This window comes from Proteocatella sphenisci DSM 23131 (assembly GCF_000423525.1).
Lineage (GTDB): Bacteria > Bacillota > Clostridia > Peptostreptococcales > Filifactoraceae > Proteocatella > Proteocatella sphenisci.
The window spans coordinates 96,850-114,417 of record NZ_AUID01000001.1 but is presented as its reverse complement, the minus strand read 5'-3'; the positions used below and the strand labels follow the sequence as shown (position 1 = coordinate 114,417).

General features: G+C 34.1%; 14 protein-coding genes. 12 read left to right on the top strand and 2 right to left on the bottom strand.

The genetic code is table 11. The annotated features are described in order from the left end of the window. The first annotated feature begins 37 nt into the window (after positions 1-37). Positions 38-4,810: an S-layer homology domain-containing protein gene (locus G558_RS0100520; protein ID WP_028828405.1), complete on the top strand. Its 4,773-nt coding sequence runs from the start codon at positions 38-40 to the stop codon at positions 4,808-4,810. A gap of 72 nt (positions 4,811-4,882) precedes the next feature. Here the strand turns inward: G558_RS0100520 and G558_RS11980 are convergent, their stop codons facing one another. Together G558_RS11980 and G558_RS0100510 are read right to left on the bottom strand one after the other, a co-directional pair. Continuing rightward, entirely contained in the window at positions 4,883-6,268 is a 1,386-nt protein-coding gene (locus G558_RS11980; RefSeq protein ID WP_036931294.1) for an oxaloacetate decarboxylase subunit alpha, read from the bottom strand. A 307-nt stretch (positions 6,269-6,575) separates the two neighbouring features. Then, positions 6,576-7,280: a pseudouridine synthase gene (locus G558_RS0100510; RefSeq protein ID WP_028828404.1), complete on the bottom strand. Its 705-nt coding sequence runs from the start codon at positions 7,278-7,280 to the stop codon at positions 6,576-6,578. 230 nt (positions 7,281-7,510) lie between these two features. Between G558_RS0100510 and G558_RS0100505 the strand changes: the two genes are divergently transcribed. The 11 genes from G558_RS0100505 to G558_RS0100455 all read left to right on the top strand — a co-directional run bounded on the left by G558_RS0100505 (position 7,511) and on the right by G558_RS0100455 (position 17,547). Next, a complete protein-coding gene (locus tag G558_RS0100505; protein WP_028828403.1) occupies positions 7,511-8,230 on the top strand; it encodes an MBL fold metallo-hydrolase in 720 nt (239 codons plus the stop codon). Between the two features lie 53 nt (positions 8,231-8,283). After that, positions 8,284-10,401 (top strand): ribonuclease R, encoded by a 2,118-nt coding sequence (gene rnr / locus G558_RS0100500; RefSeq protein WP_028828402.1) that lies wholly within the window; start codon positions 8,284-8,286, stop codon positions 10,399-10,401. 31 nt (positions 10,402-10,432) lie between these two features. Continuing rightward, entirely contained in the window at positions 10,433-11,632 is a 1,200-nt protein-coding gene (locus tag G558_RS0100495) for an FprA family A-type flavoprotein (protein ID WP_028828401.1), read from the top strand. Position 11,633: 1 nt separating this feature from the next. After that, positions 11,634-12,086, top strand: a complete 453-nt coding sequence (smpB, locus tag G558_RS0100490) for an SsrA-binding protein SmpB (protein WP_028828400.1) — start codon at positions 11,634-11,636, stop codon at positions 12,084-12,086. Between the two features lie 70 nt (positions 12,087-12,156). Next, positions 12,157-12,654, top strand: coding sequence for an SEC-C metal-binding domain-containing protein (locus G558_RS0100485; RefSeq protein ID WP_028828399.1), 498 nt, complete (start codon positions 12,157-12,159; stop codon positions 12,652-12,654). A 59-nt stretch (positions 12,655-12,713) separates the two neighbouring features. Continuing rightward, the gene (locus G558_RS11975; protein WP_051188379.1) at positions 12,714-13,613 is read left to right on the top strand and encodes an epoxyqueuosine reductase; all 900 of its coding nucleotides are present in this window, start codon (positions 12,714-12,716) and stop codon (positions 13,611-13,613) included. Continuing rightward, positions 13,610-14,257, top strand: a complete 648-nt coding sequence (gene nth / locus G558_RS0100475; protein WP_028828398.1) for an endonuclease III — start codon at positions 13,610-13,612, stop codon at positions 14,255-14,257. Before G558_RS11975 ends, nth begins: the two co-directional genes overlap by 4 nt. Beyond that, positions 14,244-15,596: a VanW family protein gene (locus G558_RS0100470; protein WP_028828397.1), complete on the top strand. Its 1,353-nt coding sequence runs from the start codon at positions 14,244-14,246 to the stop codon at positions 15,594-15,596. Before nth ends, G558_RS0100470 begins: the two co-directional genes overlap by 14 nt. Before the next feature lie 25 nt (positions 15,597-15,621). After that, positions 15,622-16,179 (top strand): bifunctional adenosylcobinamide kinase/adenosylcobinamide-phosphate guanylyltransferase, encoded by a 558-nt coding sequence (gene cobU / locus G558_RS0100465; RefSeq protein WP_028828396.1) that lies wholly within the window; start codon positions 15,622-15,624, stop codon positions 16,177-16,179. 22 nt (positions 16,180-16,201) lie between these two features. Further along, positions 16,202-16,987, top strand: a complete 786-nt coding sequence (cobS, locus tag G558_RS0100460) for an adenosylcobinamide-GDP ribazoletransferase (protein WP_051188378.1) — start codon at positions 16,202-16,204, stop codon at positions 16,985-16,987. Then, positions 16,969-17,547 carry a histidine phosphatase family protein gene (locus G558_RS0100455; RefSeq protein WP_028828394.1) on the top strand — a complete coding sequence of 193 codons (579 nt, stop codon included), beginning with the start codon at positions 16,969-16,971 and terminating at the stop codon, positions 17,545-17,547. The genes cobS and G558_RS0100455 overlap by 19 nt, the downstream gene beginning before the upstream one ends. Positions 17,548-17,568: the final 21 nt, after the last annotated feature.

The following is a 17,568-nucleotide window of genomic DNA, read 5'->3' as shown; positions in this document are numbered from 1 at the left end:
ATAGCATTTATGATTTTAGACAAGAAAGGATATTTCTATGAAGATAGTTTTAAAGCGAAAGTTATCAGTTATTCTGGCATTGATGATGGTTTTTACTTCAACTATGCCAGTTTTTTCTGCACCGGCAAGAGGAAAAACCACAAATGACATTTCAGGCCACTGGGCTGAAAGTGACTTATTGACAATGAAAGATAATGGAGTCATGGGAGGTTATCCAGATGGATCTATGAAACCAGATCGTTACGTAACAATTGCAGAAACGGTTAAAATAATAAACAAAGCTTTTCAGATAGATGGATCAGGAGATGTATATAACATCCCTTATACAGATGTAAAGCCCCACGAATGGTACTCTAACGATATTGCCCTTGCTGTAGAAAATGGATATATTCAGCCCATTGCTTCGGGAATGCAATTAAGACCCAACTCACCAGCAACAAGAGAACAGATAGGTGCAATGTTTGCACAAATCATGGGACTTCCACTTGATTCTCTGGATTCAATAGCAGGGTTCAAGGATTATGCCAAAATAACTGGAGGATACCAGTATTATTTTGCTGCATCAGTTAGTGAGGGATTGTTTGTAGGCTACCCGGATAATACAGTAAGACCAAAAACTACAGTTACAAGAGGTATAATTTCAGCAGTTGCCAATAGAGCAATGATGAGCTCATCTGGTTCAGATCTGCACCCAATATTTGTAGGACCTGGAGATTTACTGGTTGAAAAACCAGGAGAAGTAATAAGCAACAGGATAGTAGATAACCTATGGATATCCTCAAGCGTAGGAGAAGGCAATGTTACCCTTGAAAATGTTACAGTAAGAGGAAAACTTGTCATAAAAGGCGGGGGACCAAAGTCGGTAATTATAAAAGGAGAGTCTGATGTTGCTCTTGTATATATGGAAAAAGAGTCAGGAGATCTAAGGCTTAAGGTTGAATCACCTGCTGTTGTAGGAAATGTGAATATAAACGCTGGTTCGAGAAACTATCTAACCGGTGAAATTGATTCTGTTATACAAAACGTTAAAGGGAGTAATTTAAATATTGACGAAGCTTTCATCAAGACTATCCAAATAAAGTCTGAAAGTTCAAATCTTTATGTAGACAAGAAATCTACGATAAACACTATTACAGTAAACAGAAAAGCGGCAGATACCTACATGTCACTTGATGGAAAAATCACATCTGTAGTTGTATATGCTCCTTTTGTAAAGACACAGGCATATGGAACTATAAATAATGTATTATTTACATCATCAGCGAAGGCTTCTGAATACAAGGCTGAAAAAGGAAGCAAGACTACTACTGTAAAGACAGAAGCAGATAGAGTTTCTATAAGGGGACAAGGAACTGTAGACAATGCCATAATAAATGGTAATGACTGTATTGTAGATACTGTACCTACAAAACTAGAGGTAGACAAAGATGCACAAGGCACGACTTCAAACGGAACGATTATACCAGGAGGCTCAACAGGAAACACTACTCCAGGAGGAAACTTGGACAATGGGGTAAATCCTGTTAATCCAAATCTAAAGGTAACGGGTATGGAAATTACCAAATATCCATCCGCGGAAAAATTAGTTTATAAAGTGGGAGACACTCTAGATCTTTCTGGGCTTGAAGTTACGATGCAATATGATAATGGGACAACGAAAAATTTAGGTATAAAAGACCTTAATTCAAACTCAATATCTATAAATCCAAATCCGGACGGAAATACCAAAGTTCTTGCGAGTACCAAAACCGTAAAGATTACTCATGCCCCAAGTAAAAAAACGGCAACACTCACGCTGACAGTCAATCCGATTCCAAAGGTTAAAGAGCTCATGATTACTGAATCTCCGAAAAAAGAATACGTCAACGGAGAAAATCTTGACCTTACAGGAATGAAGGTGCTTTTAAGATTTGACAATGAGACCACTAAGGCTGTCACATTTGAGAAAACAAAAAATTCGGCGGGTAATGATTCAGATACATTCAGGGATATGGGACTTGAAACAGGAATACCAAATGGGACAAAGTTAAACCTTAAAAGCCCTGGGGACAAGGAAGAGTTAAAAGATATATCGGTGTCATTCAGAAACTCAAACAATACGTTAATAAAATCTGCTGATCCGCTTTATCTAAAGATAATTCCAGTTCCAAGAATAAGTGGAGTTTCTGCAAGTGGGTATAAATTTTCTTATATATATGGAGATAAATTTGATTTTACAAATCTAGAAGTTAGGCTTGTAAACAGTAATCCGGATATACCTCAGATGGTTCTGAAGTATATGCCTGAACTTGATGATTTTGTAATCAAAAAAGATTCTGGCGAATATACGAAAGATGATTTATTTAAGCAGATTGCTTCAAACGGAGATATTCTCAGAGAAGTTAAAATAACTCAGTCTATAGCAAAAAAAGATATATCAGTTCAGCATGATGATGATGTAGGTCTTGGAGATCAGGATAACAATAAAGTCCTTAAGATTACGCATCATGCAAAAGATGTTACACCTGCGAGCACTGAGATAAATATGAAGATAAAACCACCTTCAAAAGCGGTAAGTGCTACTGTAATGAATATGGGAGTTAAGTTTGACGAAGGTCAGGAGTCTAATTTGGATAAATGGTCAATTACAGTATTCAGAGATTCTGTGGTGAATCAGAATCCAAATGATATGCAGGCTTCGGACAGCATCAAGGTGCTTTATGATAAAGAGTCTAAATTGCTATATGAATACAATGTAAACGGCAATAAAAAATACAACCTCAAAGATGGAGACACTTACAGGAATATGCAAATAATAGTTATGCAAAAGACTTCTAGTGGGAGTGTAATTGCTGGACCAGACCTTGCAACTTCGCCTGAATACAAATGGCAACCCAAAGATGTAGGAGTCAAGATACTTCACTCGGAGTCGGGAGTTAGAGTGGATTCTAATGGGAACCCTATCCCTAGCAGTTATGACAATATAGAGTTGGCATATATACCAATAGTAGTAAAACCAGAAAAAGGGATAGAAATATTTCAAATTTCAAAAGATCCGACTTTTGATACGGATCTAGGTAAAACTAAGATTTTTTATGAAGGAGTAACGTTAAATATAAATTCTCTTTCGATGCTTATAAAATTGTATGGGCAAGAGGGAAAAGAATATAGCTATCAAGACCTTCTCGATCTTAAATCCAACCCGAGTGCTAATGACATGTTAAAAAGTATAACAATAACACTTCAAAGAAAAGATGGAGTAGAAGAACAAAATCCAAAAAATATAACATTGACGAAAATTCATGACGGAGCCAAGATAAAGATATCGGTAATCGAGGATAATCAGACGAGAACTTTATACTCTAATGTTATGAAAGTAAGAACTAAAATACTAAAAGCAAATATTTATTCAATTACGCCTAAGGTTGGAGAGGTTCCAAAAACAACGGTGGCGCCTACTCCAGATTGGTATCTTGAATTTGGAAGTGAATCTATAAGCTGGATGGGAGATTTAGATGCTGGCAAGTTTAAGGCATTAACTCCGTATCGTGCACTTGTAAAACTCAGAGCTAAAAGTGGATATACATTCTATGATATAAAAGAATCAGATGTAACGGTAGTTGACACTAACGGTATTGCTAAAGCTCCAGAAACTGGTTCATTTGTGATTTCAGATGATGCTGATACTGTTACATTCAGAATATTGTTCTCCGATATGGCAGCATCAACCGAACCGGGCACATCAAGTTTTGCCCAAACGCCTGCACCTATGTCAATGTCATTGACGCCTCCTGCAGCAACGGGCTCTACTGTTCAGGTAAAAACAGCAGATGAGTTCTACAGTGCTATTTCTAATCCAAAGGTTTCTGTTATAGAAGTAGCGGCAAATATAACGCTTGCAAAATCGGTGACAGTTACCAAGGAAGTCGTATTAATAAACAACAGCGTGTTGACATATTACACGGATGCACCTGTGAATTCTCGTAATGATTCACTTTTTGAAGTTAGAAACAGAGAGCTTAGACAATTTAGAGTAACAAAAAATGGAACAATAACAGTTGAGGACCAGGCAACTCTTAATAAAATTGGTACAGGGGATATGATTATTGAAAATGGAGGAAAAGTAATTGTCTATGGTACTCTGAGCACTGCTGGCAAAAAGCTGATCGGAAAACAAGGTACTGCGCTCAAGACTTATGGCAATTCAGCGATAGTAATATCCGGAACCTCTGAAGGTCAGATAATGACTCTGAGTGGAAATGCCGATCTTATACAGTCGATGACTCTTGACAAGAGCCTTGTAGTTGCAAACGGTGCAAGACTTAATGTAAAGCAGGGCAAGACTCTGAGAGCAAACTCTGGCATATCTATTACTAACAGAGGCTCTGTATATCTTGAAGATAATGCATCTATATCTGGATCGGGCAAGTTTGATGGTTCCAGTCCTATTGGAAACAGTTTTGAAGGCTTTATTGGAGCGGACTCTGATGCTGTTAGATATGGATCAAAAAGTACAGAACTAAATTATAGAAAAAATGGAAACAATATAAATATGTCATTTACTGTTCCATATAAGACGAAAACCGTATATTTCAGTGGAGTAAATGTCAAGGCCGGGGATCTTAAACCGGGGACGTATACTTTAAAAGGAATAGATGGGATTAAGACGGTACCTTTAGTAATTGGAGCCCCTTCTGCTAAGACGGGACTTTCGAGGGTTAGTCTTGGAACAAATGGCTTTGTAATTTCTTCTGTGCTTACTTCTGGAAACTATGCGGTTTCAGGATTAGTTGGTGGAGCAAATATAAATTTAGAGATAAATATATCTTAATTAATAAAAAGAAATACCCCTGATGGTCGCATTTTCCATCAGGGGTATTTCTTTTATGTTTATGTTTTATATCTAAATCGGATGATTTAAGTTACTTTCTTCATATATTGTATTTTCTATCTTATTGGTTATGGACCATCTGTTTTCAAGGAATTTTCTTGCTACATCAGGGAATAGTGCATATGAAAGCACATCTTCTTCTGTAAGGGCAAGTCCATTTATTTCTTTTTTAAACTGCATATAACTTTTTACTGAAGCATCTTCATAAACGTGGTTTTTAAGAACGATTTTTTTTACAGATTCATCAATAGAGACTGGCGGTGTTCCATACCTGCCAAGAACATAGTCTTTTATTTCATTTGGCACCATCTTGTATCTTTCCTTGAGCATTACATTAAATACTGCCTGAGTACCAACCATTTGACTCATAGGAGTTACCAAAGGCGGGTATCCAAGGTCTTTTCTTATGCTTGGTACTTCTTTAAGTACCTCGTTGAATTTATCTGACATTCCTTGTTGCTCGAGCTGGAACATGAGATTTGAGAGCATGCCACCTGGAACCTGGTATACTAGAGTTTTTATGTCGGTATCAAGCATTTTAAGGTTGAATAAGCCTGATTCTATATATTTTTCTCTTACTACTGTAAAGTAGTCAGAGATTTTATTCAAAATATCAAAATTAAGATTTGTATCATAACCCATATTTTTAAGTGAAGCGGCCATAGTCTCTGTTGGAGGCTGTGATGTTCCTTTTGAAAAAGGCGATATTGCTGTATCTATTCCATCGACTCCAGCTTCCACTGCTTTCATATAATTCATTTCTGCGAGTCCTGCAGTGCAGTGAGTGTGAATATGAACGCTGACAGTAAGGTTTTCTTTAAGTGCCTTTACAAGATCGTAGGTATCGTTTGGAAGGAGTATACCAGACATGTCTTTTATACAGATGGAATCGGCTCCCATAACTTCGAGTTTTTTTGCAAGGTCAACATAATACTCTACGGTATGAACAGGGCTTACAGTGTAAACAATGGCAGCCTGGGCTATACCACCGTATTTTTTGATTGAATTTATGCTTGATATTAGATTGCTGTAGTCATTGAGGGCATCAAAAACCCTGATTATGTCTATTCCGTTTTCTATAGCTTTTTTTATGAACATATCAACTACATCATTGCTATAATGCTTGTAACCAAGTAGATTCTGGCCTCTTAGCAGCATCTGAAGTTTAGTGTTTTTTACATTTTTTCTTATAAGTCTAAGTCGTTCCCATGGATCTTCATCAAGATACCTAAGGCATGAATCAAATGTAGCCCCTCCCCACATTTCAAGAGAATAATATCCTGCTTCATCCATTTCCTTTATTATAGGCATCATATCTTCGGTTGAGAGACGCGTTGCCATTAAGGATTGGTGGCCATCCCTCAATACTGTTTCGGTTATATTTATCATTCTATTCATTGTGAATCTCCTTTAGTTTAATTAGGTATATCTATAAAATAACATATAAATATAACAAAATAAATCTAAAAGTGCATATTTGAATTAATAGATTTCAGGGTTGCAATAATAAATAAAAAAATAACAATTATTCGCATTTTAATAATACATAACGTCTGTATAAAAATATATTAAAAAAATGAGTATCATTAAAAAACTCACCATATGATGAGTTGTGTCATTTTTATTAAATGGTGTCTGTAAAAATATTTGAGAGAAAAGTTATTTTAATGTGAAATAACTAACGAAATATCAAGAAGGAAAAGCTTCAATTTATTGACTTTAGATATAATATTTCCTTAGATGTCAATTCACGCGTTTTCCCAAGTGCAAGATTACCCAGAGGAATCTCTCCAATTGAAACTCTTTGAAGATAGGTTACTTCGAGTTCCTGAGTAGCAAACATTTTTCTGACCTGACGATTTTTACCCTCACCTATGGTTATATGACACTCGTTTTTAGAACCTTCTTTAACATTGATTTTACATTTTCTTGTAACATATCCACCGATGTCGACTCCGTTCATTATGTTTTCTATCTGAATTTTGTTAAAGGGTTTGTCAGTCCTTACAAAATAAGTTTTTTTTATATTATGACTGGGGTGGGTTAATTTTTTTGTAATTTCTCCGTCATTGGTCAAAAGCAGCAGACCCTCAGTTTCGTAATCGAGTCTTCCTATAGGGTAAAGCCTCATAGTATATCTGTTTTTTACAAGGTCTATTACGGTTTTTCTACTCCTGTCATCAGTTACTGAGGAAAGGTATTTTGCCGGCTTGTTGAGCATTATATACATTTTTTTGCCTTGGTTTTCCAATATATTGCCTTTGTATTTCACGATATCTTTATCTGAAACGTCTATGCCAAGCTCTGTTACTGCTACTCCGTTAATTTCAATTTCTCCATTTTTTATAAGTTCGTCGGCTTTTCTTCTTGATGTTATGCCAGCTTCAGCTATATATTTATTTAGTCTCATACATATTACCTCATTCTTCTTATTTACATTATCTTTTACAAAAAAATTATATCATAACTGGTTTTGTATTACTATATAATATCATTATTCATAATTAGCTTTTAGAATATTGTTTTTTACGGTATAATTAATACAGTAGCTTTATAAGTAATTATAAATTTTATTAACAGACAATTTTGTAATATTAAGTAATCCTGTTCAAATAAATTAGTTTAATAGGAGGCATATAAATGATGGTTATTAAATATTTGTTTCATAGTGGTTTTTTGATAAATACAGATAAGTATACTCTTGTATTCGATTATTTCGAAGATAACTGTAAAAAGAAAAATAATTCGGAATGTGGCAGACTTACTCCTGAGGATTTTTCTGACGACAAGACGGTTGTGTTCTTTGTTTCTCATGCTCATTACGACCATTTTGGAAAAGAAATATTCAGCCTTCACAAAAATTCAAAGTATGTTATTTCTAATGATCTTAAAATAGCTAAGAATGAAAATATAGTGATGTGTGGACCTTATCAGGAATTTGAAGTTGAAGGAATAAAGATAAAAACATTTGGTTCAACGGATGAGGGATTAAGTTATCTTATTCAAATAGATGGGAAATCTATTTTTCATGCAGGGGACCTGAATTGGTGGCATTGGGACGGCGAGACCGAAACTGAGAAGGAATCAGCCAAACAATCATTCTTTAGAGAAATTGATATTTTGAAAAAAAACGATGTGGATATAGCTTTTTTTCCAGTTGATCCAAGACTGGAAGATGCATATTATTTTGGTGGAAAGCACTTTATAGAAGAAATAGGACCGAAAATATTCATTCCTATGCATTTTCAGGATTGTCATTATATAACAAAAAAATTCAAGACTCTTATGGATAGCCAAAATAAGAATACCAAAATAATCGAAATAGAAAAAAGAGGTCAGGAACTGGCAATAGAAATTTAAACAATTATAGTATGCGGGTAACCTTAAATGAGCATGATCTGCATGGAGGAAAAATGAGAAAAAATATTTCTGAAAGAATTATAGAATTAATGAGCGAAGATGCATACAAGAATCTTACATTCAAAGAACTGAGTCTTATATTTGCGTCTGATAAATCTGATGAAGACAAGTTATTTAAAATACTAGATACTTTGATAGAATCAGGAGAAATTTTAAAGACTAAAAAAGGTAAGTACGGTCTTACAACAAAAAATGGATATGTTAAGGGAAAGATAAGAATCAATCCAAAGGGCTTCGGGTTTATTATACAAGAAGGCGATGATATATATATTTCCGGCAATAATATGATGACAGCTATGGATGGAGACATTGTTTTAGCCAAAATTGTAGAAGAAAAAGATGAAAAAAGCAGTACTGAAGGTGAAGTTGTAAATATTCTTCAAAGAAATACGGACATAATAGTAGGAGCTTTCGTGGACAATAAGAATTTCGGTTTTGTTATTCCTATGGACAGCAAGCAGAAATATGATATATTTATTGCCGGAAACAACATAAATGATGCCAAGGATAAAGATATAGTTGTTTGCAAAATAATAACTTATCCTGCAAAGAACAAAAAGCCAGAAGGGAAAATAATTGAAATTCTAGGTAAAAAGAACGACCTGTCTGTTGAGATAAACAGTGAGCTTATTCAAAAAAAGATAAGAACTGAATTTACAAAAAAAGTCATGAGTTATGCAATGGCAATTGAAAGTGACGTAAATAAATTAGAACTCAGCAAAAGGAAAAATCTGAGAGATTCTCTTATTTTTACTATAGACGGCGAGGATGCAAAAGATTTGGATGATGCTATATCCATAGTGAAAAATGAAAATGGCAATTATGTCCTTGGGGTACACATTGCTGATGTGAGCAATTATGTTAAAGAAAACTCACCTGTAGACAAAGAAGCTTTGCTAAGAGGGACTTCTATTTATTTTGCAGACAGGGTTATACCCATGCTGCCAGAAAAGATATCAAATGATTTGTGCTCATTAAATCCCAATGAAGACAAGCTGACTCTATCTTGTATAATGGAAATAAACCAAAAGGGAAAAGTGGTTGAATACGAGGTGGTAAACAGTGTAATAAAATCATCTTACAGGCTGACATATAATCAGGTTACAGATTTCCTTGAAGGTGACAAAGAAGGACAAATTTCTCAGTATAAAGATGCGGACCTTGAAGAGGCGCTGAGACTCTCTTATGAGCTTTCTCAGATACTTGAAAAAAGTAAAAGAAAGCGTGGGTATATAGATTTTGATTTACCCGAGTCCAAATTCATCATATCGGGCAATAAGGTTGTAGATGTTGAAAAACGAGAAATGGGCCTTGCAAATAAAATCATAGAAGAATTCATGATTGCTGCAAATGAGCTTGTTTCTGAAGTTTTCTGCGTACAAGAAGCACCCTTCCTTTACAGAATTCATGAGAATCCAGATGATGAAAAAATAGCTAATATAATGAAATTTATAAAGAACATGAATATAAATGTAAAATTGAGAAAAGATGGAGAAGTTCATCCGTCTGATATTCAAAAAATACTTGATGAAACAAAAGATCTTGAACAAAGCACGGTAATATCGTATGCACTACTGAGATCTCTTAAAAAGGCCAGATATTCTTCTGATTGTACTGGTCACTTTGGACTTGCAGCGAAATATTACTCTCACTTTACATCACCTATAAGACGTTATCCCGATCTGCAGATACACAGAATAATAAAGGAAAGCATATCTGGAGCTTTGGATGAAAAGAGAATCAAGCACTATGAAAGTATAATTGATGATGTAGCTGAGCGTTCTTCTGAAATGGAAATTCAGGCTATGGATGTTGAGCGCAGTGTGGATGATCTTTTAAAATGCCATTATATGAAAAGTCATATAGGGGATGAATTTAAAGGAATAATTGTAAGTGTTACAAATTTTGGAATGTTTATAATGCTTGATAACACTGTTGAAGGTTTAGTTAGATTCGCAGATATGAACACGGATTATTTTGTATTTGATGAGGCTAATTACTGTGCCAGAGGAGAACGAAGCGGGAAAGTATATCATGTAGGCAATCCTGTTAATGTACGGGTAGATAGTGTGGATTTTGCATTTAAAGAGATAAGATTGAGCATAATATAATTTATAAAAAATTAATGTGGAGGATTTTACAATGAATACACTTTCAGTTAAAGTTACAGAAGACATATATTACATTGGAGTTAATGACAGGGAGACACATTTATTTGAAAATATGTGGCCACTGGATAATGGGGTTACCTACAATTCATATCTAATAAAGGATGAAAAAAATGTACTTCTTGATACTGTGAAAATCAACAAGGTAGACCTTTTTGTTGAAAAAATGGAAGAAGCACTTGGTGGAAGACGTCTTGATTATCTTGTAATACATCATATGGAGCCTGACCATTCAAGTTCGATAAGGACGATTCTAAGTCTTTATCCAGACATTACTCTTGTCGGGAATAAAAAAACAAAAGAAATGCTTAAAGAATTCTATGGTATAGAAAATTTGAAAATGATAGAGGTAAAAGAAGGCGACGAGCTATGCCTGGGAAAAAGAACTCTCAAGTTCTTTATGACTCCGATGGTTCATTGGCCTGAATCTATGGTGAGTTATGAAATGTGTGACAAAATACTTTTTTCACAAGATGCCTTTGGTGGATTTGGAGCACTTAATGGACCGATATTTGATGATGAAATAAATTGGAAATATTATGAATCAGAGACAAGAAGATATTACTCAAATATAATAGGCAAACACTCAAAGCAAGTTCAGGGCGTGCTTAAAAAACTTTCTGATCTTGAAATAAGCATGATTTGTCCTGTACATGGTCCTGTATGGAGAACCAACCCAGCCAAAATAATTGAAGAATATAGAAAATGGTCTAACTACGAGACTGAAGAAGGCGTGGTTATAGTATATGGTTCTATGTATGGAAATACTGCGACTATGGCAGAAACAGTAGCAAGGCAACTTGCCCAAGAAGGGATAAAAAACATTAAGATATATGACGTTTCTAAGACTCATGCTTCATATATAATAAATGACATATGGAGATATAAAGGTCTTATACTTGCGAGCTGCTCATATAATAATGGTCTTTTCCCTCCTATGGCAAATTTAGTAAAGGTCATTGAAATGAACAATATTCAAAAACATATACTTGGAATATGCGGATCCTACAGCTGGAGCGGTGGAGGAGTGAAGATGCTTAAGCAATTTGCGCAGTGTAGCCAATACGACGTTATAGACCATATGGTTGAAGCAAAATGTTCACCAAATAAAGAAGATCTGGACAGCCTTTCTGTTATAGCAAAGGAAATGGCAAGGAAATTAAGAGGAGAATAATGTGTCTGATATAAAAATTGTTGCTAAAAATAAAAAAGCAAGATTTAACTATGAGATTATAGAAACCTATGAAGCTGGGATAGAGCTAAAGGGTACCGAGGTCAAGTCTATACGTATGTCAAAAGTCAACATTTCAGATGGTTATGTATCTATAGACAATGCTGAGGTTTATCTCAAGCAGGTCCATATAAGCCCTTATGAACAAGGGAATATATTTAACGTAGACCCTCTTCGAGTAAGAAAATTGTTGCTGCACAAGTCGGAAATAGCTAATCTGATAGGAGAGACTACTCAAAAAGGATACACCATTGTACCCTTGAAGATATACCTGAAAAGAGGAAAAGTTAAGGTAGAGATTGGGCTTGCAAAAGGTAAAAAATTATATGACAAGAGAGAATCTTTAGCTAAAAAAGATGCTGAAAGAAGGCTGCAAAGAGAGATGAAAAATTATTAGTATCTATTTACAATAGCCTTGCTTTTTGCTATAATACAAAAGTTAATAAAACTGAAAGGAAACATAAATTATGTCGTTATACAGTAAGTGGGATAAGAAGGCTTATCAAATTGATAATCAATCAGAATATGATACATTCTGGGGGGAATACCTTCCAAAAGAAGCAAAGTTTTATGAATATCTTCTGGAAAACCATAAGGAAATATTAAAAGGAACAGTGAAAGAAATAGCAGAAAAATTCGAAGTAGATGCTTTGACAGTAATCGGATTTTTAGACGGAATAAATACGTCTTTAGTTTCTGAACTCGATATGGAATCGCTTGAAGAAGAAACTCTATTAGCATTGGAAATTGATTTTGAAAAACTTTACTTTAATATGTTGGCTGCAAAAGCTGACTGGTTGTATGAAATGGGTCATTGGGACAATATAATTACTACGGAAAAAAGACAACAGATAAAAAAAGAGTACAACAAGACAAGGACTGTTGTTAATGAAAACAAAATTGGTAGAAATGATTTATGTTCTTGCGGAAGTGGAAAAAAATATAAAAAATGCTGCGGTAAATAGCAATTACTAAAACCTTTGAGAACGTATTTCTCAAAGGTTTTTTTAAAAGGTGAATATTAATGAATAAAATCATAGAAAAATATGACAATGTAGACTATAGAGTATTGAGTATAGAGAGCTGCAAAGATGAATATGATAAATTTACAAAAGAGCTTCAGGACAGAAGAAAGTGTGGATTAAATAATGAGTACGAGGTATTTGGAGACAATATAGACTCTATTTCAATAAAATGTGGATTCCAAGCAATGACCGCCATAGTATTATTCATACCCTACATGACTGAAGAGAAGATAAAATTTTCAAAAAAATCAAATTTATCTTCTCATGCTTGCTCTATAGATTATCATCTTATAGCAAAAAACTTGATGAGTAATATAGTCATGGATTTAAAAAATGAATATCCAGAAAATAATTACTATATACAGTGTGATAACGGTCCTTATAATGAACGTTTTTTTGCGATCAAGTCTGGACTTGGAAAAAAAAGCACAAATTCAACCATAATTAATGATGTCTATGGGAGTTATGGATTTATTGGGCTTATAATAACGGATGCTATGATAAAAGAATATAAAACGCAAGAAAAGCACTGTAATCACTGCGGTGAATGTATAAAAAAATGTCCATCCAAGGCTATATCGAGTGAAGGTATAGATTTTAATCGCTGCATATCTTATCTAACTCAAAAGAAAAAACTTAGTGAAACTGAAGAGCAGTTATTAAAATCACAGAATAAAATTTTTGGATGTGATGTGTGTCAGGAAGTTTGTCATGAAAATAAAAATAAAAAATATTCAAATATAGAAGATTTTAAGAGGGATTTATTGTATAATATAGAATTAGAGGATATAGAATATCTTAGTAATCGTGAATTTAAAAGAAAATTTTCTGACAGAAATTTTTCGTGGAAAGGTAAAAATATAATTGCCAGGAATATTAGTATAGGCAGGGGAAAATGAATAGACACACAAGAGTGATAAAAAGTATATGCGAAATGCATCCAGACGCTGAGTGCGAGTTACATTATAAGACACCTTTTCAATTGCTTATAGCAACGATTCTCAGCGCTCAGACAACAGATATAAGGGTAAATATAGTGACAAAAGAATTGTTCAGAGATTACGGTGAAGTTGAAAAAATGGCCAATGTAAGCCCCGATACGCTCAGGAGCATAATAAGGAGCATAGGATTTTACAATTCTAAATCAGAAAATATAATAAAGACTTCTAAAATACTGATAGAAGAGTACCACTCATCAGTACCTGAAAAAATGGAGGAGTTGATTAAATTGCCGGGCGTGGGAAGAAAGACTGCAAATGTGGTATTGAGTAATGCATTTGGGATTCCGGCATTTGCCGTGGATACTCATGTAAAGAGGGTTAGCTACAGACTGGGGCTCACTAAAAGTACAGACCCAGACATTGTTGAAAAAGATATAACCTCAAAAATTCCAAAATATATGTACACAAAAGCTCATCATGCAATCATTTTTCATGGAAGAAGAATGTGCAAGGCACAAAAGCCCGAGTGTGACAGATGCATGCTTACTTCAGATTGTAATTATTTTAAAAATAAAGGAGTAAATAATATTGTTAAAAAATAAATTCTTTAGAATAGTGGTTGTTTTGATAGGAGCATTGCTTATGTCTGGCGGTTTTGTTATACACTCATATAACAATTCTTTATCTGAAGATAAAATCTTATCAAATATCTACATTAATGATTTTAATGTTGGTGGTTTGAACAAAGAAGAAGCCAGAGAACTCATAAAACAAAATAATAGCTTTAAGAATCTCAATGTTGTCTATGGAAATGGCGATCATATATATAACTTGTCTGAACTGGGATTTGATTACGGTGTTGACGAAGCTATAGATCAAGCTTTGGAAGTAGGCAGAAGCGAGGATTTTTTTGAAAATTTATCTGACTTTGTAAATCTGAAATTTTTAAAGAACAATAAAACTTTCGATGCCAAAGTAAATATACCACAAGGGATAGAAGAAAAAATCTATGAGGACATCAAAAGTGACATAGAAAAAGAACCGGTTAATGCTTCTGTTTATATAGGCGGTTCAATTAACGTTAAAAAAGGAACAGAAGGAGTGAAAATAGACCGCAGCGAATTTAAAAAGAGTTTATATGATTCTATTGTTCCAAACCAAGACGTAAGGGTAGCTGTTCCAATTGTAAGTGTTGCACCAAAAGTAACCAGCGAACAGCTCAATGATATCAATGGCATAATAGGAAGTTACACTACGAACTTTTCTCCAAATATAGCTGGAAGGAATGAAAATATAAGGCTTTCAGCACAATATATGAATGACTATTTACTCATGCCGGGAGAAGTTTTTTCATACAATAAAGTCACAAAGCTAAAAACAGTAAGTAACGGTTACAAAAATGCGACAGTTATTGTAAATGGAGAAATTGAAGAAGGACTAGGTGGCGGAGTTTGCCAAGTTTCATCTACGTTATATAACAGCGTTCTCTATTCAGGCTTGGAAATTGTGCAAAGGCGCCCTCACTCTATACCGTCGAATTATGTAAATTATGGAAGAGATGCGGTTGTAAGTGACAATGCCATAGATTTTAAATTTAAGAACAACTATGGTTTTCCAATTTACCTGAAGACCTCTGTTGGAAGTTCAAGCGTAACGGTAAATATATATGGTGATGTAAACAAGGTTCCAGATATAGAGATAATATCTCAGGTTGTATCCAGGAAAGCAAGAGAAATAAAATATATTGACGACCCTAATCTAGAAAAAGGAAAAGAAGTTGTAAAAACTAAAGGAAGAGATGAAGTGAGGTCTGAAACATACCTTATGGTAAATGGAGTGAAACAATTAATTAATAAAGATAGATATCCAAGTCAGACCAAAGTTATCATGAGAGGAACTAAGGAAGTCAAACAAAAGACTGGTGAAGTTGATGCTGAGTAAGGACAATAATTAAAGAGGTGAAGATTTGGGAAAAATTATATTTATAACTGGTGGAGCAAGATCGGGGAAAAGTACTTTTGCAGAAAAGTACTGTAAAGACGGGGGTGAAAATCTAGCTTATATAGCAACATCGGAAATTCTCGATATTGAGATGAAAGACAGGATACAAAAACATAGAAGTCAAAGAGGAGATCAGTGGACAACTTATGAAAGAAGTATCTTTTTAGAAAAATACGTGCATGACATCCTTGAAAACCACGATTATGTATTACTAGATTGTATTACTATGTATATAAGTAATATAATGTTTAGTCAGAAATATGATTATGAAGATATTTCAATGGATATTGTCAATCTTATAGAAAATGAAATAAAAACTTCTATTGAAGAAATATTAGAAATTGCAAAAAAAGCAAAAGGAAATCTTGTGATTGTCAGTAATGAAATTGGTATGGGTATAGTGCCTGACAATAGACTGTCCAGGATATACAGAGATTATGTAGGAAGGGTAAATCAGACGTGTGCACAGCAAGCGGATGAAGTATATTTGGTTGTAAGTTCAATTCCAGTAAAAATAAAATAATGAATGTAGCAGAGGATATGAAATGTCAGAATATATTAATCGATTTTTAAGTTCGCTTGTATTTTTAACAAGGATACCAGTAAAGATTCCATTTAAATATGAGGCAAAAGTGGAGAATGTTTTTTATTTTCCTTTTGTGGGAATAATAATTGGAAGTGTTTTAGTACTTGTGGCCTATTTATCCAGCTTGATATTCCCAAGCAATATAAGTTCTATAATCACAGTGCTTGCGCTTGTAGTTATAACCGGAGGATTGCATCTTGATGGACTTTCGGACAGTTTTGATGGACTTTTGAGTTACAGGGACAAGGAAAAAATAATATTGATAATGAAAGATTCCAGAGTCGGCGCCATGGGACTCCTGGCAGTGGTTTTTATAATATTGTTTAAAGTAGCTCTTATTGAGATGGTTATTGAATCCGGAAAATATATAATGATTTTAACAATGCCGGTAATAGGCAGAATGTCATTGGTAATGGCTTGCTACAAAGGAAAAACCATAAGCAAATCTATAATGGGGGAACCTTTTATTGGGAAATTGAGTAAAAGATATTATTATGGTATAATATTATTTTATGGAGCGATTATATCTTTGATAATGTATGTTAGCTATGGATTAATATATGGATTATCTCTTATATTTACTGTTTTCATTCTACATTTCATAGTTATAAATTTGAAAAAATTTTCATACGAAAAAATTGATGGGATATCAGGTGATATTTTAGGCGCTATATGTGAAATATCTGAAACTTTGCATATACCTGTATTTTACACTGGAGTGTTTTTATGCAATCTATTTATTTAATAAGACATGCAAGAACACGGGCGAATTTAAAAGGCGCTTTGTGTGGTAAAACGGAAAGCGAGTTAATCGACTCGCAAAATGATATAAAAAATCAAATTTTAGCCAAAATTGGCGAATTTGGAGAACCCGTGGTAATAAGCTCCCCAAGAAAGAGAGCATTTTTCACAGCAAAGTCACTTGGTTTTGAAGTTGTCGTTGAGGATGGAATCAGTGAGTTTGACTTTGGGGATTTTGAAGGAATGACACATAAAGAGATTGAAATGGAATTTCCGGAATCCTTCAAAAACCTATACGATGACAGTGAAAATTTCAAATATCCTGGGGGCGAAGATAAGAAGGTTTTTTTTTCAAGAGTGGCCCATTCATATGAAATAATAAAAGAGAAATACAAGGATGTTAATGAAATTGTAATAGTATCTCACGGTGGAGTGATACAAGCTCTCATATCACATATTTTGCTTAAAAATGACAGCTTATATTGGAATTTTAAAATTGATAATTGTACTGTAATAAAACTCTATTATTGTGGAGGGGTTCCAGTAATTGAATACATTAAGTAACATGATAAAAAGGAGAATAAA

Excerpts from the sequence above, each read along its gene's own strand:
- rnr (WP_028828402.1), top strand. The coding sequence starts at position 8,284 with ATGAGAAAAAATATTTCTGAAAGAATTATAGAATTAATGAGCGAAGAT.
- G558_RS11980 (WP_036931294.1), bottom strand. The coding sequence starts at position 6,268 with ATGAATAGAATGATAAATATAACCGAAACAGTATTGAGGGATGGCCAC.
- G558_RS0100520 (WP_028828405.1), top strand. The coding sequence starts at position 38 with ATGAAGATAGTTTTAAAGCGAAAGTTATCAGTTATTCTGGCATTGATG.
- nth (WP_028828398.1), top strand. The coding sequence starts at position 13,610 with ATGAATAGACACACAAGAGTGATAAAAAGTATATGCGAAATGCATCCA.
- G558_RS0100510 (WP_028828404.1), bottom strand. The coding sequence starts at position 7,280 with ATGAGACTAAATAAATATATAGCTGAAGCTGGCATAACATCAAGAAGA.
- G558_RS0100455 (WP_028828394.1), top strand. The coding sequence starts at position 16,969 with ATGCAATCTATTTATTTAATAAGACATGCAAGAACACGGGCGAATTTA.
- cobS (WP_051188378.1), top strand. The coding sequence starts at position 16,202 with ATGTCAGAATATATTAATCGATTTTTAAGTTCGCTTGTATTTTTAACA.
- G558_RS0100505 (WP_028828403.1), top strand. The coding sequence starts at position 7,511 with ATGATGGTTATTAAATATTTGTTTCATAGTGGTTTTTTGATAAATACA.
- G558_RS0100495 (WP_028828401.1), top strand. The coding sequence starts at position 10,433 with ATGAATACACTTTCAGTTAAAGTTACAGAAGACATATATTACATTGGA.
- G558_RS11975 (WP_051188379.1), top strand. The coding sequence starts at position 12,714 with ATGAATAAAATCATAGAAAAATATGACAATGTAGACTATAGAGTATTG.
- G558_RS0100485 (WP_028828399.1), top strand. The coding sequence starts at position 12,157 with ATGTCGTTATACAGTAAGTGGGATAAGAAGGCTTATCAAATTGATAAT.